Annotated in this window: 15 protein-coding genes; 5 read left to right on the top strand and 10 right to left on the bottom strand. The window is 72.2% G+C overall.

All coding sequences use genetic code 11. The annotated features are described in order from the left end of the window. Nucleotides 1–119: 119 nt before the first annotated feature. Nucleotides 120–551, top strand: a complete 432-nt coding sequence (locus tag FH610_RS06455) for a hypothetical protein (protein ID WP_139573374.1) — start codon at nt 120–122, stop codon at nt 549–551. Here FH610_RS06455 and FH610_RS06460 read toward each other — a convergent pair. From FH610_RS06460 to FH610_RS06480, 5 genes are all read right to left on the bottom strand, one after another. Beyond that, nucleotides 536–1,507, bottom strand: a complete 972-nt coding sequence (locus tag FH610_RS06460; protein WP_139573375.1) for a DNA-3-methyladenine glycosylase family protein — start codon at nt 1,505–1,507, stop codon at nt 536–538. The genes FH610_RS06455 and FH610_RS06460 overlap by 16 nt on opposite strands. A gap of 1 nt (nt 1,508) precedes the next feature. Continuing rightward, complete coding sequence (gene manB, locus FH610_RS06465; protein ID WP_240808799.1) at nt 1,509–2,612, bottom strand: mannose-1-phosphate guanylyltransferase; 1,104 nt, start codon at nt 2,610–2,612, stop codon at nt 1,509–1,511. Between the two features lie 333 nt (nt 2,613–2,945). After that, complete coding sequence (locus FH610_RS06470) at nt 2,946–4,073, bottom strand: glycosyltransferase family 4 protein (protein WP_139573376.1); 1,128 nt, start codon at nt 4,071–4,073, stop codon at nt 2,946–2,948. 230 nt (nt 4,074–4,303) lie between these two features. Beyond that, nucleotides 4,304–5,230: a lysylphosphatidylglycerol synthase domain-containing protein gene (locus FH610_RS06475; RefSeq protein ID WP_139573377.1), complete on the bottom strand. Its 927-nt coding sequence runs from the start codon at nt 5,228–5,230 to the stop codon at nt 4,304–4,306. Next, nucleotides 5,227–6,081: a class I SAM-dependent methyltransferase gene (locus FH610_RS06480; protein ID WP_205825596.1), complete on the bottom strand. Its 855-nt coding sequence runs from the start codon at nt 6,079–6,081 to the stop codon at nt 5,227–5,229. The genes FH610_RS06475 and FH610_RS06480 overlap by 4 nt, the downstream gene beginning before the upstream one ends. A gap of 143 nt (nt 6,082–6,224) precedes the next feature. Between FH610_RS06480 and FH610_RS06485 the strand changes: the two genes are divergently transcribed. Continuing rightward, nucleotides 6,225–7,178: a lysylphosphatidylglycerol synthase domain-containing protein gene (locus FH610_RS06485; RefSeq protein WP_338104517.1), complete on the top strand. Its 954-nt coding sequence runs from the start codon at nt 6,225–6,227 to the stop codon at nt 7,176–7,178. Here the strand turns inward: FH610_RS06485 and FH610_RS06490 are convergent. The 5 genes from FH610_RS06490 to FH610_RS06510 form a co-directional block, all read right to left on the bottom strand. Next, entirely contained in the window at nt 7,142–8,224 is a 1,083-nt protein-coding gene (locus tag FH610_RS06490) for a glycosyltransferase family 4 protein (protein ID WP_139573378.1), read from the bottom strand. The genes FH610_RS06485 and FH610_RS06490 overlap by 37 nt on opposite strands. Further along, entirely contained in the window at nt 8,221–9,156 is a 936-nt protein-coding gene (locus tag FH610_RS06495) for a glycosyltransferase family 2 protein (RefSeq protein WP_205825597.1), read from the bottom strand. The genes FH610_RS06490 and FH610_RS06495 overlap by 4 nt, the downstream gene beginning before the upstream one ends. Before the next feature lie 63 nt (nt 9,157–9,219). Then, nucleotides 9,220–10,077 carry a permease-like cell division protein FtsX gene (locus FH610_RS06500; RefSeq protein ID WP_139573379.1) on the bottom strand — a complete coding sequence of 286 codons (858 nt, stop codon included), beginning with the start codon at nt 10,075–10,077 and terminating at the stop codon, nt 9,220–9,222. Then, nucleotides 10,074–10,952: a permease-like cell division protein FtsX gene (locus FH610_RS06505; RefSeq protein ID WP_139573380.1), complete on the bottom strand. Its 879-nt coding sequence runs from the start codon at nt 10,950–10,952 to the stop codon at nt 10,074–10,076. Before FH610_RS06505 ends, FH610_RS06500 begins: the two co-directional genes overlap by 4 nt. Nucleotides 10,953–10,983: 31 nt before the next feature. After that, complete coding sequence (locus FH610_RS06510; protein WP_240808800.1) at nt 10,984–13,095, bottom strand: hypothetical protein; 2,112 nt, start codon at nt 13,093–13,095, stop codon at nt 10,984–10,986. Nucleotides 13,096–13,480: 385 nt separating this feature from the next. Between FH610_RS06510 and FH610_RS06515 the strand changes: the two genes are divergently transcribed. The 3 genes from FH610_RS06515 (at nt 13,481) to FH610_RS06525 (ending at nt 20,008) form a co-directional block, all read left to right on the top strand. Beyond that, a complete protein-coding gene (locus FH610_RS06515) occupies nt 13,481–14,956 on the top strand; it encodes a hypothetical protein (RefSeq protein WP_139573381.1) in 1,476 nt (491 codons plus the stop codon). Between the two features lie 335 nt (nt 14,957–15,291). Further along, nucleotides 15,292–17,226: an LCP family protein gene (locus FH610_RS06520; RefSeq protein WP_139573382.1), complete on the top strand. Its 1,935-nt coding sequence runs from the start codon at nt 15,292–15,294 to the stop codon at nt 17,224–17,226. Nucleotides 17,227–17,527: 301 nt separating this feature from the next. Next, a complete protein-coding gene (locus FH610_RS06525; RefSeq protein WP_139573383.1) occupies nt 17,528–20,008 on the top strand; it encodes an acyltransferase family protein in 2,481 nt (826 codons plus the stop codon). Nucleotides 20,009–20,049: the final 41 nt, after the last annotated feature.

Below are 20,049 nucleotides of genomic sequence, written 5' to 3' on the forward strand. Positions count from 1 at the left end.
GTCCGGCGCACCCAGCCCCCGGCCGCTCGTACGGGAGAAGTCATGGCGCGCGCCCGCCGGGCAGTTTGCGGCCGGAGGGTATTAGCGATGGGACCACATCGATGAACGGGGGAAATTCGGTGGCTGTTATCGGGGCGAATGGGGCGTTTTGTCTAGCCTCAGGGGTCCGGTCGCTGGCCGTCGCGACGCTCGTCATCGGGTTGTCGGCGTCGGCGGCCGAGGCCTTCGCGGCGCCGTACGCCGGGCACGGCGGCGGATCGGGCAAGGGCCACGCCAAGCAGGTCACGGACGGCCGCAACACGGCCAACACGCCCGCGATCGCCAGCGCCCCCCGGCAGGTGTCCATGGGCAGGCGCAACGTGAACGCCCCCGCCGGCAACAACGGCCTCGCGTTCGCCGGCCTCCAGCAGGAGTCGAGCGTCAGTTTCTTCACCAACACCCTCAACGGGCGGTGCCACGCGGGGGTCGAGCACTGCGGGATCAACCAGGACCTGAAGACACACGAAGCCGGCGGCGCGTGGCGCGCCGGACGTGGTCAGAAGGCCCGGTAGTCGCGCGGGGCCATACGGGGGCCGCGCGCCGGCGGCCTGACGCCGCTGAGCTCGATCAGCCGGACCACACGGTGGCGGTGTCCGCGGAACGGCTCGAGCAGGTCGAGTATGCCGTCGTCGTCGGTCTTCTGCCCGGTCAGCGCGTAGCCGACGATCCCCGGAAGGTGGAAGTCACCCACGCTCGGGGCGTCCGGGTCGCCGTGGGCCCGCTGGCGCACCTCGGCGGAGGTCCACACGCCGATGCCCGGCAGCGCCCGCAGCAGGCGGTCCGCCTCCGCCGACGCCTCCGTGGTGCGCTCCAGCTTCTCGGCGTGCCGGGCCGCGTTGACGATCGTCCTGGCTCGTACGGCCTCCGCGCCCGCCCGGTGCCAGTCCCACGACGGGATCGCCCGCCACACCTCCGGCGGCGGCATCACGTGCATGCCCTCGGGGGCCGGGCCGGGGGCCGGCTCGCCGTACCGGCCCATGAGGAACCGCCAGGCCCGCCATGCCTCCCTGCCGACCACCTTCTGCTCCAGCACGGCGGGCGCGAGCGCCTCGAAGACCCGCAGGGAGCGCCCGATCCGCAGCCCGCCGGCACGCCCGGCCAGTCCCGCGACGAACGCGGCGGCGCGGGCCTGCCGGGGATCGCCCGAGCGGGTGAGCCGCGCGAGCGTCGCGGCGAAGCCGGCCACGTCGTCGTCGGCGCCCAGCAGCGACGGAAGCGTCTCAAGCAGCCAGTCCGCCCCCGGCCCCCACGCCTGCCCGAGGACCTCGCCGCCGCTCACCGTCACGCGCAGGGTGCCGGGCCCTTCGGGGGTGCGCGAGGTGCGCCAGATCGCCCCGTCCGGGGTACGCCGCCAGGCCGGGTCGCCTCCCCCGTGCCGGTGCGGCGACAGCGTCAGCGCGAGGTCGAACGGCGCCGACGGCCGCCAGTGCCGCTCGCTTCGCCGTCCGGTGGAAGCCGTTCGGATCATTTCAGACGTCGCTGGAGAAGCGGACCGCACACTCGGGCAGATTTACCCCGGGCCAGACGCGTATACCGGAGGTGAGCTCGTTGCCGGGGCCGATGAGCGCGCCGTCGCCGACGACGACCTGGCGCAGCACGGCGCCGGAGGCGACGCGGGCGCCGACGCCGACGACCGAGTCCACGACGGTCGCGCCGGACGCGACGTGGCAGTCCTCGGACAGCACGCTGCCGCGTACGCTCGCGCCGGCCTCGACGGTGGCCCGGGCGCCGACTACCGTGCCACCGGTGACCTTGGCCTCGGGCGACACGACGGCCCCGTCCAGCAGGAGGCTCTCGCCCACCGGACCCGGCAGCGCGGGCGAGCCGAGCTTGCCCAGCACCAGGTCGGCCGAGCCCTGCACGAACGCCGCCGGCGTGCCCACGTCCAGCCAGTACGACGTGTCGGCGTAGCCGAGCACCAGCTCGCCGGCCGCGATCAGCCCGGGGAAGGTCTCCCGCTCCACCGACACCACCTGGCCCTCGGGGATCGTGTCGATGACCGAGCGCTGGAACACGTAGCAGCCGGCGTTGATCCGGTTCGTCACGGGATTGGGCGTCTTCTCCAGGAAGGCGCTGACCCGGCCGTCGTCGTCCGTCGGCACGCAGCCGAACCTCGACGGGTCGTCCACCTCCGTGAGATGGAGGGTCACCGCGGCCCCCCGTGAAACGTGCAGGTCCACCTGCGCCGCGATGTCGTGGCCGGACAGGATGTCGCCGTTCAGCACGAGCACCGGCGCCTCGGGCGGGCAGGTCAGCGCCCGCGCGGCATTGCGGATCGCGCCGCCGGTGCCGAGCGGGGTGTCCTCGGTCATGTAGACGATCTCCAGGCCGAAGCCCGACCCGTCCCCGAACGCCTCGCCGAACATGGAGGCCCGATAGGACGTCGCGAAGACCACCCGGCGCACCCCGTACGCCCGCGCCTTGGCCAGCTGGTGCGCGAGGAAGGGCACCCCCGCCGTCGGAAGCAGCGGCTTGGGCGTGCTGAGTGTCAGCGGTCGCAGACGCGTGCCCTGGCCGCCCACGAGAAGGATGGCCTCAAGACCATCCGGCGACCGCACAGAACTCTCCCTCACAGCCGCGAGGGTAGCCTAGCCGGGCCCTCCGCATGGCTTGCCGCCGCCGACCGTTGTGCGGACGTTTCACGACAGGCGCGAAATCTCCGTTCGCGAACCCCAAACCGGGCGATACCAGGGGATGATTTCGCCTCAACATAAGCATTGAAAATGGACGCCCGGAAATCGAGACGCCACCGAGCAGCACATGCCAAGCTCCGCTGCGTCTGCGGATATCTCAACGAAACTGAAGGGTTAAGCTCCGGACGGTGCCAGGCCGAATAGCGCGTGACTCCATGCGGGCGAGCAATGCGGCGCACTGCGCAGGCGACTCGGCCTGTGGCGTTCGCCTTCTTAGCCTTCGACGGCCCGTTGGTAGGCGACGAGGTGGGCCTCGGCGGAATGCCGCCAGGTGAACTCGCGTGACCGGGTGACGCCCGCCCGCGCCAGCGACTCGCGGCGCTCCGGTGACTCCAGCATGGCCCGCAGTGCCCGCGCGATGCTGTCGGCGTCGGGCTCGGTGTAGGCCACGGCGTCGCCACCCACCTCAGGCAGCGAGGCACGGTGGGTGGTCAGCACGGGCGCCCCGCAGGCCATCGCCTCCAGCACCGGCAGGCCGAACCCCTCGCACCGTGATGGCGAGGCGACCACGAGCGCCCCGCCCAGGAAGCCCGGCAGGTCGGCGAAGGGCAGGAAACCGGGACGCACGACCTTCACCCGGGGCGGCAGCGCGGTGACGGCGGCGTCGACCTCCTCGTCCCAGGCTGGGGCGCCCGCCAGCACCAGCGCGGGCGGCGAGGACAGATGCCCGACCGCCCGGCCGAACCCGGTCACCAGGTTCGGCACGTTCTTGCGCGGCTCCAGCGCGCCCAGATAGGCGACGTACGGCCGGCCGTGCAGGCCGATGCGCCCGGCCACCCGGCGCACGTCCTCGGGCGCCGGCGGGTGGAACAACGTGGGATCCACTCCGTGATAGGCGACGTCGATCCGGGTGGGGTCGGCGTCGAGCACCCGGACCAGCTCGTCCATGGTGGCCTTCGACGGCACGATCACCCGGTTGGCGTGGCGTACGGCGGTGCGGGTGGCCGACCGGAAGAACGAGGCTCTGACGGGGTCGTGCTGGTCGGGGTCGGTGAACGAGGTGACGTCGTGGACGGTGGCCACCGTGGGCAGGCCCGAGCCCAGCGGGATCGAATAGTAGGGGGCGTGGATCACCTGGGCGCCGGCGTGCCGGGCCAGGACCGGCAGCCCGGTCTGCTCCCAGGCCAGCCGTTTGTTCCGGTTGGTGATCGCGGGCGGTCCGGAGAGGATCCGCGCCGAGGGGGCCAGGGCGGCGTACCGCTCGGCGTCCGCGCGCTGGCAGACCACCGCGATGTCCGCGTCCGCCTCGTGCAGGGCCGCGACCAGTCCATCGACATACCTGATCAGGGCGCCGCGATCGGCGGGGACCGCGGCGGCGTCGACGAGCACCCGGGGTGTCAAGTGAATCGCTCCCCTCACTGGGCCCGCCCAAGGCCGGGAGGATCGCTCCCCGCCCGCGCGGTCCCGCTGGTTCCGGCGGTGTTCCGGCAGGGGCCAGGGGCCCACGCCACGAACTGACGCCTTCCCCCGCATCCCTCCCTGTCACTCTATTTCCGACGTCCCCCGAAACGTGAGCGATATCACGTGAGGATCATCTCTCCCGATGAGCGACCCGCGCCGATTCCACGGATTCAGGCCCGTGCTACGGGTTCCTCCCGCGTACGGACCGCGCGCCGTGAGGCCAGACCGGCGACGCCGGCGCACACCAGGTCGCCGACGGACACGATGAGCCGGGAGCACAGCGCGGCGGCGATCGCGGCGGGCCGGTCGAGCACCGGGGCGAGCGCGGCCACCATCGCGACCTCCCGCACGCCGGCGCCCGCGGGGGCGATCACGAACACGAACCCCAGGCACCAGGCGAGCGCGAACGCGCCGAAGCTCAAAACGACGGCCGAGGGCCCGCCCGCCCCGAGGCCGTGCACGATCAGCGCCAGGTGCACGCCGTACGCCGCCCAGCCCGCCAGGGCCCAGCCGCACGCGACGAGCACGCCGCGCCGGGTGAGCGGCCGTTCGAGCGGCGGGCGGCGCAGCGTGCGCAGTCCGAAGGCGATGACGCCGTTGACCACCTTCGGATGCAGGGCGGCGGCGACCACGGGCACGAGCAGCAGCAGCCAGGCGTATCTCACGACCGACTGCCCGGCGAGCACCGGCAGCGTCACGACGGCCACCAGCAGGCCGGTGCCGAGGTAGATCGGATACGTCAGGAAGAAGGCGGCGGCGCTGCGCGGCCGGGGGATGCCGTGGTCGCGGCCCATCTCCATCTGCGCCAGCATCGGCCACACCGACCCGGGGATGTACTTGCCGAGCTGGCCGACAAAGAAGATCTTGGACGCGTCGGTGAACGCCAGCGGGGAACCCAGGTCGGTCAGCAGCGCCCGCCACATGAGCATCCCCGACAGCAGCGCGCCGAGCACCGCCACCAGCGAACCGGCGAGCTCCGCCCACGACAGGCGGGCGAACCCGTCCGTCACGGCGGTCCACTGACTCGCCACCGCCCAGACGCCGAACCCCAGCGCCACGAGCAGAAACAGCGCGCGAACGGCCCTGCGGCGACTCATCGGGACGTACGGACCGGCTCGGGCGGCTGCGGGAGCGGCGCACCGAGGGGACGGCGGGGCGTCTTGGTCGCGACCCACAGATACGTGGGGACGACCGGCAGCAGCGCCCGCAGGGCCGGGCGCGGGGTCCGCTCCAGCGTGGCCTTGGCGGCGCGGCCGGCCGCACCCGGGAACAGCTCGCCCCCGGCGAACCGCTCGGGCGCGGCCAGCACCGGGAACGTGTAGTCCCACACGTGGAAGTCCGCCAGCATCCGCCGCAGCCCCGGCCGGGTGCGGAAGCGCTCGTAGTAGTGGTCGGCCCGGCCGAACGCCCGCACATACCGGTCGGCCGCGGCGGGCGGCAGGTAGGACAGGAAGGGCAGCTTGTAGTGCGGCTCCATGATCCCGAGCCGGTTGCCCAGGCCCAGGTAGAGCACGCCGTCGTCGGACAGCACCCGGTGCATGTCGGCGATCACGGCGTCGGGGTTCACCACGTGCTCGTAGATGTGGTTGAAGACCAGCACGTCGATCGAGCCGTCAGGGAACGGCAGCCGGGAGCCGTCGGCGCAGACGAATCCGACCCGCTCGCCGAACCGGTCGGACGCCTTGCGCAGGCCCGGGACGTCGATGTCGAGCCCGAGTGTGCGGCGCGCGCCCGCGGCGGCGAGCTCGTCGGCGATGAACCCGGCCGAGCACCCGACGTCGCCGACCGTCAGCCCCGACAGCGCCTCGCCGGGCTTGGCCGCGTCCCTGCCCAGGAAGTGCGCGAGCACGGCGATGATCTTCGCGGCCTTGCGCCTGCGCTTGTCCTCGTCGAGCATCGCGGCCTGGAACTCGGAGTATTCGAGCTGGGCCGCGCGTTCCGCGCTCACCCTCGTCCTCCGCTCACCCTCGTCTTCACGCTGCCCAACAGTACCCGTGCCCGCCCCGCCCCCGTCTCCCGATCAGCCGACCCTGTGGATAACCCGCGCGGCGGACCTACCGATCAGTAGCTTCAGGCTTTACTCTGGGGCGCGTGCCGCGCCTGCTGAACCGCCTGCGCTCCAGCCCGCTGCTGCGGGTGCTGCTGGCCCTGGTCGCGCTCGCCTTCCTGGCGTACGGCCTGGCCCGGAACTGGACGGAGACCTCCGCCGCCCTGTCGCGGCTGTCGTGGTGGTCGCTCGGGACCTCGTTCCTGGCCGTGCTCGCCGGGCTGGGATTCATGCTGGTCGCCTGGCGCGACATCCTCGCCGGGCTCGGCTCGCCCCTGCCGCTGCGCGTGGCCGCACGGGTGCTGTTCGTCGGACAGCTCGGCAAGTACATCCCCGGCTCGGTCTGGGCGTTCGCCGCGATGATCGAGCTGGCCCGCGACCACGGCGCGCCGCCGCGGCGGACGTTCAGCGCCACCGCTCTCGGCCTGGTGACCTCCCTGGGCTGCGCGCTCGCCCTCGCCGCGGCCACGCTGTCGCAGCAGATCGCCAGGCAGGCGTGGTGGCTGCTCGCACTGGTCCCGCTCATCCTCGTCGGCCTCCACCCGCGGGTGATGACCTGGGGGCTCAACCTCGCCCTGCGCGTCGCCCGCAGGGAGCCGCTCGACCGGGTGCTCAGCGGCGCGGAGATGGCCAAGGCCGCCGCCTGGACGATGGCCGGCTGGCTGGTGTACGGCGTTCACCTGTGGGTCCTCGTCGGCGGTGTGCGCCCGGCGGGCCCGTCCCTGTACGCCGTCGCGGCCGGGGCGTACGCGCTGGCCTGGGCCACGGGCATCCTCACGGTCGTGGTGCCCGCCGGGATCGGTGTGCGGGAGGGCGCGATGGTCGTGGCGCTGGCCCCGGTGCTCGACACGCCGAGGGCGCTGGCCATCGCCGTGGTGTCCCGCGTGATGTTCACCGTCGCCGACGCCGCCTGGGCCGGGCTCGGCTTCCTGCTCGCCCGCGGCCGCACCGCCCCGGCCGGTCAGCTCTCCGACGCGGCCAGCAACGTGTCCGCGTAGGCGGCCCAGTGCGGCTCGGGATCGACGGGCGCGACGCCCGCCCGCAGCCGCTCCGGCGTCCCCGGCTCGTAGAACCGCTTGATCGCCTCCGCCAGCGCGCCGGCCGAACCCGGCTCCACCAGCAGGCCGTCCACATCGTCGCGTACGTTGTCGGGCAGCGCCCCCACCCGGGTGGCGATCACCGGCACGCCGTGCTCGTGACCGAGCCACACGTTCTGGCTTGCGGTCGCCGACCGGTAGGGCAGCACCAGCGCGTCGGCCCCGGCGAACAGCCCGGGAACGTCCTCGGCCGCCACGTATCCCGGCCGGATCTCGACCCGGCCGGCCAGACCGAGCCGGGCGATCAGGGCGTGGGTGTCGTCCAGGCCGCCCCAGAACTCACCGGCGATCGTCAGCCGTACGTCGGGCACCTGCGCGAGCGCCTCAAGCAGCAGGTCGAGCCCCTTGTAGGGCCGGACGATGCCGAAGAACAGCAGCCTGCCCTGGGGCCCCCGGCCCGCCGCCTCCCGCGCGCCGCGCACGGGCAGGTGCGGTGCGAGGGCGGCCACCCGCACCGGCGCGTCGGTGAGCGCGCGGGCGAGGTCCGCCTGCTGCTCCGAATGGGCGAGCACGCCGTCCACCCGGCGCAGCAGCGCCTTCATCAGCGGCCTGTCGTACGGCTTGGTCTCGTGCGGCAGCACGTTGTGACACAGTGCGACCACGCGCGCCCGGCGGCGCAGGCCGTACAGGATGCCGAGGTACGCGGGCACCTGCACCGGGCTGAGCACGGCGAGCACGACCAGGTCGGCCCCGCGCAGCCGCCGCCCGCAGGCCACCCAGCCGTCCGGCCGCCGCCAGTCGAGGTCGCGGCGGGTGCCGGGGTAGGGCTCGCCCTCGGGGCTGTCGATCGTCTGCTGCCCGGGGTACAGGAACGAGGGGTACTGCGCCCGCCACGACTCGATGACCACGTCGTGGCCCCGCGCCCGCAGCCGGTGGGCCAGCTCGGTGGTGTGCTGCGCCCCGCCGCCCTTGTACGGATACGTCGGGCCGACGATCGCGATCCTCACACATCACCCCGAGATCGCACGATCAGGTCGGCCAGCAGGGCCACCGCCCCGATCAGCATGCCGGACAGGAAGGTCACGACGGTGTTGCTGGTGAGGTAGAAGGCCAGGTGGCTGATCATGTCGTACACGCCCTTGACCAGGCCGATCCCGACGAGCCAGAGCGCGGGCGGCATGAGCACCTTGAGCGGGTTGAAGTACATGACCATCCGCAGCACCTGCAGGATGTAGCGGTAGGCGTCGGAGACGAAGTTGAACTTCGACTTCCCGGCCCGCTTCGCGTACTCGATCGGCAGGTAGTAGACGTCGTGCTGGTTCGACATGAACGCCAGCGTGATCGTCGTGACGCAGGAGAAGCCGGGGGGCAGCAGCCGCAGGTAGGGCTTGGCGACCGACTTGCGGAAGGCCCGCAGGCCGGAGTTGAGGTCGGGGATCTTCTGTCCCGCCAGCCGCTCGGCCACCTTGCGGATGAACCACTTGGCCGGCACGCGCAGGAACTTGTGCGAGCCCTCCTCCGTGGTGCGCGCGCCGACGACCTGGTCGATCGTCTGGTCCTTCTCCAGGATCTGCACCAGCTCGGGGATGCGTTCGTTCGGGTAGCTCATGTCGGCGTCGGTCCACACGACGATCTCGCCGCGGGCCTCCTGGCTGCCGATCCTGCGTACGGTGCCCGAGCCCCCGTTGCGGTGGAACGCCCTGATCCGCATGTGCGGGAAGCGCGGCGCGGCCTCCTGCAGGCGCGCGAGCGTCTCGTCGGTGGAACAGTCGTCCACGGCCAGCAGTTCGTAGGTGTATCCGCTGGCGTCCATGGCCGCGCAGATGCGCTCGACCTCGTCGATGACGTGGTCCTGCTCGTTGTAACACGGCAGGACTATCGTGACGTACGGGGTTTCTGCGGGAGTCACGGCGCTTCCAGAGGTCTCGGGCGTGGTCACGTCCGGCTAGGCTACTCTGCCCCACCAAATCGCGGTCTCACTTCGAATCTCCTCACCCCGCCGCTACAGGGGGCGAACGTGCCGCACCACCTTCACGACGCCCGGCATACCGGCGAAGGCCCGCTGCACCTGGGCGAAATCCCACGGGCCGGCGAACTTCACGTGGAAGGCCTCCGGCATCAGGTCCGCGTGGTAGAACTCCGGCCGGTCCACCCACTGCACGTGACGCATGACGGCCAGGGCGTGCTCGGCGTCCTCGAAATAGATCTCGTCAACGCCGGGCAGGGCGCGGATGCGGCCGAGCACGGCCTGCCGGTCCGCCAGGCCGCCCTCGCAGTCCTTCCAGCACAGCCGGACCGCCACGTCGGCCCTGCCCCACCAGGGGTCGTCCCGATAGGACTCGACATAGAAGACCCCCGGAAGCCGCTGCACCTCGCCGAGGACCCGCCGCCAGTTCCCATGCGCCAGGACACCGCCGTACACCGCGCGCCTCACGAGATATTCGTCGAGGATGTCGCCGATGCGTTCGTTCTGGCGCGCGATGGCGAGGGCCTGCGCCGGCGTGAGTCGCCGGTATCCCCGGGTCTCCGCGTGGCTCGCGAGCACGCGCTCGACCGCGCGCCGCTGGGCCGCCGTCGCCGCGCCCGACGGACAGGTCTCGTCCGAGGGCTGCGATTCGCCGGACAACTGCCCGTCATAAGGGGACGGGGGCCCGCACAGGTGGACCAGGAAGGTGCCCGTACGGGGCCACGGTCCGTCCGGCGGGGACGAAGGCTCCCCGGAGGCCCGGTAGGCGAACACCCCTCCGGTCACCAGCGCCGCGACGAGCACGACCGCCGCGATGACGAGCGGCCTTCTCCGCCGGCCATCGCTCTCGCCGATCGTCATCTCCTCGATCTGAGGCTCCTCGGGAAGTGTCATGACACCGGCACCACCTGGGCGACGCCGGGCATAGGGAGGAAGATCTTCTCCATTTCGGTCTTCGCCGGTGGACGGTCGAGCGCGATGTAGAACGCCTCAGGCAGGGCGCGCACGTCGACATCCTCAGCGTCCGGCCGCCAGAGGATCCGCCGCCTGTTCACGCGCGCGTGGGCGGCGTCCTCGACGTACACGGCCTTCACCCCGCCGAGGTCCCTGATCCGGTCGAGCACGGCCGCCTTTTCCTCTTCTGAGACCCTTTCACGTCCCCGGCACCGCGGATAGTCGCTGCCGATCTCCGGACAGAGCGCGATCCCGATGTCGGCGACTCCTCTCCAGAGACTGTCGCCGTAAATCTCTGTGGCCAAGACGCCGCGCACGTCGTCGATGCGGAGCCGGACCGCCTCCCAGTCCCCGGGACCGAGAGTGGCTTGGTAGGACTCGGGCATCTCGTCGACTCTCGTTTTCCGCACGAACTCCAGACCCGCCGGGTCATCACCGGCACTCCTCCGGAATTTCTCGTACGCCTGTTCCTTCGTCTCGAAGGAGAAACCGCGAAGTTCCGGGAGCGACCTGAGCGCGGCCTCGATCGCCCGCTTGTCATCGGCGGTCGCGGCACCGTACAGGCAGTTCGGCGCGTACTCGTCCGGACCGTCCACGCACAGGAAGACCGACAACCTCCCGGTGAGCGGGGCGGGGGTTTCGGGCGGGGGCAGCGGCCAGCGGGAGTGCTCGTAGATCCGCCACCCGGCGAGCCCGAGTACGGCGAGTCCCCCCAGGAGCACGACCACCAGTCCGGCGACGGCCGGCGGCTTCCGGAGAAGGCCCGTCCTGGATTCCGGCTCACGACGATCGTCGCCGAAGGACGATTCCTCCATCGCAGGGGAATTCACACGCCGAACCCTAGATCTATTGGGTGGGCACGGTCATCCAGACGTCGATGGTGAGCGACCATGTGCCGTTGGGCGGGTCCACCAGCGAGCGTTCGTCCTGCCGGGTGTGCAGGCTCATCACCCGGGTCGCCGGGCCGTACGCCATGAGCTGCTCGGGCTCGGCGGCGAGCAGCACAGGCACGCGGCCGGTGCGCCGGACGGCCTCGACCAGGCGCAGCACGTCGGCCCGGGGCGGCACGTCGGAGCCCCGGGGATAGACCACCCGGGCGGTCGGCAGCCCGCACTGGCCGCGCACGACCTGCGTGAGCCGGTCGCCCGTGACGCGTTCGGCGATGAGCACGGAGGCGTTCGCCGGGATCGCCCGGCACAGGCCCGCCACCGCGGCGGCCTCTCCCCTGTTGACCGGCGTGAACGCGGTGCCGATCGAGGTGATCGCGGGCGGGACCGCCAGCAGCAGCGCCCCCGCCGCGACAGCGGCCCGTGAGCGTCCCCGGCGGGCGGCGAACCAGCGCGTGCGCGCGAGACGCCGCGAGAGCCACCGCAGCCCCCAGACGGCGAGCAGCACCAGGCCGGGGACGACGATCGGCACCAGCCTGCGGGAGGCGAAGGGGTGGTCGGGGGTGATCGCGGGACGCCAGAGCGTCGTCACCGTCGTCCACCCGATCACGGCCAGCGGCAGCAGCCAGCCGAACTCCTCACCCCTGGTCAGGCGGCGGGCGAGCACGGCCGCCGCCACGGTCGCCAGCACGACGGCGGGGATCCCGACATACCAGAAGACCCAGTCGAGGGAGTGCTCGTAGTACAGCCGGGACATGTCCTTCGCGAGGCCGTTGGCGACCTGCGTCTTCTCGATGAAGTCGGCCGTGAGCCTGTCCTCGGGCGTGACCGCGTCACGACGCACGGTCTGCACCCAGGGCCGTACGGCGAAGCCCGCCATGACCAGCACGACCAGGGCAGCGGCGGCGTTCGGCAGCCACCCGGCTCCCGTGAGGAGCCCGCGCGCGCGGACGGCGATCCAGGGCGCGAGAGCCGTGCCGGCGACCGTGAGCGCCACGACGACGGCGCAGATCGCGAGCAGGGGCAGGAGTGAGCCCGACAGATACTCCAGGTATGGCCGGGCGAGGACGTAGCCGCCGGTGAACCCCCACAGGCCGCCCACGACCAGGCCGGTCAGCAGGGGCACGCCCAGCCGCCCCTCGGGGAAGGGCCTCGCGCGGGGGATCCGCCGGAGCGCGACGAGCACCCCGGCGAAGGCGAGCACGGGCAGCACGTCGCGCAGGCCGTCGATGCGCACCAGCAGCGCCAGCCCGAACGACAGCCCCGCGAGCGCGGCGGACGGGAAGCCCGCACCGGGCAGTGCCGCTCTGAGCCGGGCCCGGGCGTCGAGCAGCAGGTTCATCGCGCCGAACAGCAGGATCAGCGAGGGGATCTCGCTGAACGTCGTCCGCGACGTGTAGATGATCGGCAGGCTGACCGCGAACACGAGGGCGGCAAGGGGCGCCCAGCGCGCGCCCGCGAGCCGCGCGGCGGTCCCTGCGACGGTGAGCACCGCGAGCGCGCCCAGCACGGGCGGCACGAGCAGCAGGCCCGGGACACCGCCCAGCCAGTGGCCGATGGCGTAGGTCATCGGCGGCCCGGCCATGAACTGGGGGACGATCCCGCCGCCGGTCATGTAGACGCCCATGCTGTCGAAGCGCAGAGCGGGATCGGGACCGCCGAAGTCCCCCACCGGGATCGGCAGCGACCCGTGCCGGGCGAGCCAGACGGCGTACTGCGCGTAGGTCGACGGGTCACGCCGGACGATCAGCTGCTCGCCGTGCAGGAGCCCGTTGAACACTCCCGACCCGAGTGCCACGGCGAGTGTGGCCGCCGTCGCCCAGCGGTGCGGCGTTGCGGTCGCGGGCAGGCGGCGCAGGCCCGCCGCGCACAGCAGGAGGGCGGCGGCGCCGCCGAGCACCGCCGTGGGCAGCGGCCGGAACCACCCGAGCAGCAGCAGCGGCAGCCCGGCGAGCAGCCACCCGCTCAGCGCGAGCGCGGGCACGACGGAGACGGCCGCGAGCGTCCTGCCCGCCGCCTCCTGCGCCGATGGCAGCCGTGTGCGGCCACGTGAGTGGCCGGATCCGTGCACTGGAATGCACCCGAGACTAGCGGCCCATCCCCGCGCCCCGCCTTCATCGGGCAGCACGCCCGCTGCGCGCGTCGCGGTTGTCCACAGGCGCGGGCGGCCCCCGCACAGGGGTCGTACGGAGCCGGTAGCGTACGCCGGGAAGCAGGCGGGGGGGCATATGAGGGTGTCGGACAGCCGGGGCTCGGCGCCCTGGCCAGAGCGGGACGGGCACCCGCACGAACGCCCCGGACCCGCCCGGCCAGGCGAGCCGCCGTCCCCAGGGCCGCCCACGACGCCTGGGGAGGGACGGCTCGCGAACCGGGGGCTCATGGGCGAAGGTCCAGCGGGCGGGCGGCTCGGGAGCCGGGTCCGTGGGCGTCTGGCGCCTCGCGATCCGTTTCACCCGGTGGCCTGGGCGCGTGCGGAGCTCCCCGGGTGGGCGCGCAGGCATCGGTGGTTCCTCGTGGTCTTCGGGCTGGGGGCGCTCCTGCGGCTGGTGACCGCGCTCGGCTACCGGCCCGCGCTGTGGTTCCCCGACTCCTACACGTACGTCGTGACGGCCATGCGGCCGAGGCCCGACCTCGTCCGCCCGGCGGGCTACTCGATGTTCCTGAGGCTCCTGGAGGCGTTCCACAGCTTCGCCCTGGTCGTGACCGTGCAGCACGTGCTGGGACTGCTCGTCGGCGTGATGCTCTACGTGACCGTCCTGCGGCGCGGCGGTCCTTCGTGGGCGGCCGTCCTGGCCTGCGTCCCGGTGCTGCTCGACGCGTACCAGATCGAGCTGGAGCACCTGCTGGTCTCCGATTCGCTGTTCACGTTCCTGGTCGTGGGAGCGGTGTGCCTGGCGATGCGCCGCCCGCAGACGCCGCGCTCGGGTGCCGCGCTCGGCCTCGTGCTGGCCGCCGCCACGCTGACCAGGACCGTCGGGCTGCCGCTGATCGCCGTCTTCGCGCTCGTCCTGCTCGCGTACGGCGTGCGTGGCGCGAGCGGGGCGGGCCGCCCGGGCCGGGCGGTGGCCAGGCTCACCGTGCCCTTCCTGGTGGCCGCGCTCCTGCCGGTCGCGGGCTACGCGGGCTGGTTCTACGCGACCTACCAGCGCGTCGGGCTGGTCGGCTCGAACGGCGTCTTCCTCTACGCCCGCACGATGGCGTTCGCCGACTGTTCGGTGATGAAGCCGCCGGCCGACCTCGCCGTGCTGTGCGACTCCCGGCCTCCCGCGTCCCGGCCGGCGTCCCAGGAGTACATCTGGAACCCCGAAGCCCCGCTGGTCCGGCTGCCCGGCATCACGTTCACCAAGGAGACCGACACCCTGGCCGGGAGGTTCGCCTCGCTCGCGATCCGCAGCCAGCCGCTCGACTACCTCCGCGGCACCCTGACCGAGCTCGGCAGGTCGTTCACGCTCGGGCGGCCCGTCTATCCCGACGCCGAGACGTACGGGTACTACGAGTTTCCGGAGACCGTGCCGCCGCCGCCCGGGCGGAACCCCGCCGTGGTGGGCAAGGAGTTCGCGCAGCGTTACGAGGGCGGGCCCATCACGCTGCGCATCTCCGAGCCGTTCGCCGGCCTGATGCGGGCCTACCAGGACGTCGCACGGCTGCCGGGGACGGCGCTGCTGGTGCTCCTTCTGGCGCCCCCGGCCGCCTGGCTCGTCCGGGCCCGGTCGGCGCGGACACGACGGCCGCCCGCGAGACGCGCCCGCTCGAACCGGGGCTCCTCGAATTGGGCCCACTCGAATTGGGGCATCGCCTGGGCGACGGCCTGGGCGCTGCTTCTCGTCCCGCCCGCCACGGCCCAGTTCGACTACCGCTACGTCCTGCCCGTGGTGCCGCTTGCCTGCCTGGCCGCCGCTCTGTCCGTCCGGGGGCTCCGCCGACGGACATGACCGGCTGACCTGGCCAAACGGCCCTCCGAACATCAAATCCAGGTAAAGGGAAACTCAATCTCATACCCAAAATGTCGGTGTTTAGTATGCTCTGCCCCTGGATCAGGGGGACGCGGCACGGCGTGATCGCGCCCTGGATCCTCCCAATCGCGGCGCCCGCAGACGCTCCAGTGACCTACCCTCGGAGCGCGACATGTGATCGCCAGGCAAGGAGGACAAGTGTGCGAGCGAACCAGTAATCCTTGCGGCCTCTCGCCCACTCGTCCGGCCGCCAGACTGTGCCGTACGGCCGCCGCGCCGTGCCGCCCGGCTGTCGCTTCCTGGGCAGGCGTGCGGTGAGCGAGCGCAGGCGCGTCGCCGCGCGTTCCAGTCCTCCGCAGGCTCCGTCCGACCAGAGGGTCTGGGGTCCCCCGCAAGACGGCTCGTACGACGGCGCCTTCGAGCCCCCCCGGGGCCGCAGGGGGGCGCCCGCGCCCGCCGGGTACGCCGACATGCCGGTGGCCACCGCCCCCGCGGGCTACGCGGAGATGCCGGGGAGACGAGGCGGGCAGCGACCGCCCAGGGACGACTACCCGCCGGAGGCGTACGACGAGGGACGCCGCCGAGGCGGGCGGCGCGCCGAGCCGAGCGGGCCACCCGAGCCCCTTCACGAGGAGGAGCCGCCGCGGCGGCGTGGCCGCAGGCGCGGCGGCGACGAGGAGACCGGCTACAGCCCGGCCCCCACCGCGCCCACCGCCCCGAGCCGCGCGTCCAGAGGTGGCGGCGATCTGCCCCCTCCGGACGGCAGGCCGTCCCGCCGGCGCGGCGGGGGCGGCGGCCGCCGGTCCGGGCTGGGGATCGGCGGCTGGATCAGCGTCGTGCTCACGTGCGTGCTGGTCATCGGCACGCTGACGGCCTACAAGGTCTACCGGAGCACGATCGGCCTGATCAACAGAGGCGCGTCCACCGACGACCTCGACAAGAACCGCCCCGTCAACGAGACCGGCGCGATCAACGTGCTGCTCGTGGGCTCCGACACCCGCGCCGGAGACAACAAGAAGTACGGCCAGCACCTGGTCAACGACGGCGAGCGCACCGACACGATCATGCTGCTGCACGTGTCGCCCAACCGCGACGGGGCGACGCTGCTCAGCTTCCCCCGCGACTCCATGGTGATGATCCCCGCCTGTTACAACAGGAACAGGACGCTCGTTCCCGCGCACCTGGGCATGATCAACTCCGCGTTCTCCGACGGCGGGATGATCTGCACGCGCCGGACGATCGAGAGCCTCACCGGGATCCGCGTCCACCACTACGTGAAGGTGGACTTCACCGGCTTCAAGTCCATCGTGAACGCGCTCGGCGGCATCGAGATCTGCCTGCCGCAGGACGTGAACGACAAGCAGTCGAAGCTCACGCTCGCCAAGGGCAAGCACCTGGTGAAGGGCGAGACCGCGCTGGCCTACGTACGGCTGCGGCACGGACTCGGCGACGGGAGCGACATCTCCCGGATCAAACGCCAGCAGGTGTTCCTCTCCCAGGTGGTCAAGAAGGCGACCAGCAGCGCCCTGCTCACCGACGTCGGCAAGCTGCAGAACTTCATCGCCGCCGCGGCCAAGTCCGTCACCATGGACGACGCGCTCAACACCGAAGAGCTCATCAAGATCGCGCAGAGCGCGCAGAAGCTCTCGGCTAAGGGTTTCAAGGCCACCACCGTGCCGTGGGAGCCGTACATCGCCGACAAGAACCGCGTCCAGTGGAAGCAGCCGGCCGCGGGCAACCTCTTCAAGGCCATCGCGAACGACACCGAGGTGGCCCCCACCGCCAGCGCCGCCCCGAGCGCGGCCGCCTCGCCGTCCGGGCCCGTGGTCACCAAGCCGCAGCAGGTCAAGGTGCAGGTGTTCAACGGCACCAACACCCCCGGCCGGGGCAAGGAGGTCGCCGAGGAGCTCTCCGGGCTCGGCTTCAACGTCGTCGGCGTCGGCGACGCGAGGAAGCCCGACGGCACCGACCAGCCGAAGACCGTGGTCCGCTACACCGGTCAGGGCTGGAACTACTCGAAGATCCTGGTCGGCAAGCTGATCAACCCCGTCAGCCCGGAGACCGGGAAGGTAGCGAGCGGCCCGGTCACGCCGTTCACCCCGTCCTCGCCCTCGCCGGACGCGCCCAAGGGCAAGGTGCGCGGGCCGATCATCCAGCTCGTCATCGGCGCCGACTGGAAGGGCGTGCGCGTCCCCCTGCAGGTCGGGGACAACGCGGTGACCTCCGAGACCAACATCTGCGCGAGCTGACACGCGTCACACCCCTGCCGACATCCTGGCCGGGGCTCCGTCCCATGAGAACGGAGCCCCGGCCGTCCCGTCTCCGGCGGTCTGACAACAGAACCGACAGACGTCACAGGAGTTATGTTCGGCCTCAGAGGCGACATCAGTGTCCAAGAACGTTAGGGTGAACACCTGGCGAACGCGCCCTGTTCGCCCGTTCGGGCTGATGCGCCGGGGCGCCTTCGCTAATGTCCGAAAGGACGCGGCGACGCTACGCCAGGCGTGGCCGTTCCCCCGAGCCTCCAACAGATAGCTGAGCGTTTCTCCCGTGAGTGACACCCGCCATCACCCCCCGGTTCCCGGATCCCCGCAAGGCAACGACCCCGATGCCGAAGAGGCTCCCACCGGAGTGATAGGCCGCATCACCGGAGACTGGCCCGCTCCGGACGGCGGCCTGCCGCGGCGGGAGCCGAAGACCGCGGGTGGTCCGGAGGCGGAGCAGGGCGCGGGCCGGCCCGGCTCCCAGACCCACGAGCGGCACGAGCACGGGCGCCACGAGGGGAGTCTTCCGGCTCCCGGCGACGAGAGCGCGATCGCATCGGCGCAGGGGCGCCACGAGAGCGGCGAGACGGCCCCGGGCAGCACGACAGGCACGGGTGGCGCGGCAGGCGCGGCCGCCGAAGCCGGGCGCGCCGAGGGCCCCAGCGCCGTACAGAACAGCGCCGCGCAGAACAGTGCCGTGCAGAACAGCGCCGCGGCGGCCGGTTCCACGCCCGCCGGCGCCCCGCCGTACGAGAAGCAGCCCCTGCCCGTGCGCAAGCCGCGGGGCGCCGGGGTGCCCGGCATCTCGTCGAGCAGCGCCGCGCCGATCGGTTCCGCGCCCACCGGTTCCGCGTCGCATGACAAGCCGTACGAGAAGCAGCCCCTGCCCGTACGGAAGCCGCGCCAGCCGGGCGCCTCCCGCCTGGGCATGCCGCCCGCGTCCGCCCCGCAGCCGGAGGGCTTCGACTACTTCTCCGCCGGCCGGGGCCCAGATCGTACAGACACAGATCGTCAGGACACAGAGCCTCCTGTGGCGCGCGCGAGCGCCGCCGACGGCCCCGCGTGGCCGCAGACGTTCCCCGAGCACGGTCCCCGCAACCTCGCGGACGCCTTCCCCGGCGCCACCCGGCGGTCGTCCGCGCCCGGCCCACAGGACGGCTCCGACGTCCCCACGCCTCCCTTCGGCGAACCCCCGGCCTTCCCCGCCCCGGCCTTCGGGGCCGGGCCGGAGCCGCTGGGGACGCGATTCTCCGGCTTCCCCGAACCTCCCGGCTTCCCGGAGCCGCCGGCGGCCGCCGCCGGCAGGACGGCGAACCCCTTCCTCGACACTCCCCCGTCCGGCGTCGGCCCCGTCTTCACACCGGACGACCCCTTCGGCGCCACGCCGTTCCCCGAGACCACCCGCGGCCCGCGCGGCGGGCGAGGTGTGCCGGACGCCTTCTCCGGGGCCGCCCCGAACGCGGCCTTCAGCACCGCGCCCGCGCAGGACGCGCCGGCTCCCGTGTGGCCCGGCCAGGAGGCCGACGACCCCGCCCAGTGGGACCCCTGGCGGCGCTCCCAGGACGGCTACGGCGGCGCGAACGACCCCCGCCAGACCGGTCCGCTCGGCAGGCCGCTGCGCGCTCCGCTGCCCGCCTGGGCCGAGGTGCCCGTCCGGCCGGACGACCCGTTCGCCCGGGGTACGGGACAGCGTGACGGCCTGGAGGACGAGCCCGAGCAGGAGCCCGCGCCCCGGGCCAAGAAGCCGCGCGACCCCTACCTGGACAACGTGAAGTTCGTCGGCATCGCCCTGGTGCCGATCGGGCACTCGCTGGTCCCGACGCTGGCGGCCGACTCGTCCCGGGCGGCGTACCTGTTCATCTACGTCTTCCACATGCCGCTGTTCGTCATCGTCAGCGGCTACCTGTCCAGGAACTTCTGGAACTCCAACGCGAAGACCAACAAACTGGTCGACACGTTCCTCGTGCCGTACGTGATCGTCGAGCTGGGGTACGCCCTGCTGCGCACCGCCTTTGGGCACAAGTTCAGTATCACGATCATGGACCCGGCCTGGTTGAACTGGTATCTGCTCGCGCTCCTGTTCTGGCGACTGTCCACACCCGTGTGGAAACGGATGAAGTATCCGTTTGTGATCTCGATCGCCGTATATCTGTTCTCCGGGTTCTCCGAGTTGTCCGGCGACTTCAGCATGGACCGCTTCTTCGGCCTGATGCCGTTCTTCGTCCTCGGCCTCGTGCTCAAGCCGGGGGTCTTCGACTTCCTGAAGCAGCGCTGGGTGATGGCGCTGTCGGTGGTCGTCCTGGTGGGCGCCGCGGGTGTGGCGATCTTCCTGGTGCAGAAGTACTCGATCAAGCTCGGCCCGATCTACTACAAGGACAGCTACAAGGACCTCCACCTGGTCTGGTGGAAGGGCATGCTGCTGCGGACAGGCCTGCTGGTGGCCGCGCTGGCCATGTCGGCGGCCGTGATGTCGCTGATCCCCCGGCGCCAGACGTGGTTCACCGACCTCGGCACCCGCACGCTCTACTGCTACCTGCTGCACGGTGTGCCGGTGATGATCGCCAAGGAGATGGGCTGGCTCAGCTTCCCCTGGCTGCACGGCCCGCTTGGCGTGGCGGCCATCGCGTGCTCCTGCTTCGCGCTGGCCATCGTGCTGTGCCTGCCGATCACCCGTACGGCGTTCAAGTGGCTGCTCGAACCCCGGCTGACCTGGTTGTACCGGAGGCCGAGCGCGCGAACGCCGCAGCCGGCGAGCACCGGAAGTTAAGCGGCATTTCGGGGGGCATTCACCCAGCGCATCCGGTCATT

It is taken from the genome of Microbispora catharanthi (genome assembly GCF_006334915.2).
Classification (GTDB): Bacteria; Actinomycetota; Actinomycetes; order Streptosporangiales; family Streptosporangiaceae; genus Microbispora; species Microbispora catharanthi.

Excerpts from the sequence above, each read along its gene's own strand:
- FH610_RS06460 (WP_139573375.1), bottom strand. The coding sequence starts at position 1,507 with ATGATCCGAACGGCTTCCACCGGACGGCGAAGCGAGCGGCACTGGCGG.
- FH610_RS06475 (WP_139573377.1), bottom strand. The coding sequence starts at position 5,230 with ATGAGTCGCCGCAGGGCCGTTCGCGCGCTGTTTCTGCTCGTGGCGCTG.
- FH610_RS06500 (WP_139573379.1), bottom strand. The coding sequence starts at position 10,077 with ATGACACTTCCCGAGGAGCCTCAGATCGAGGAGATGACGATCGGCGAG.
- FH610_RS06505 (WP_139573380.1), bottom strand. The coding sequence starts at position 10,952 with ATGGAGGAATCGTCCTTCGGCGACGATCGTCGTGAGCCGGAATCCAGG.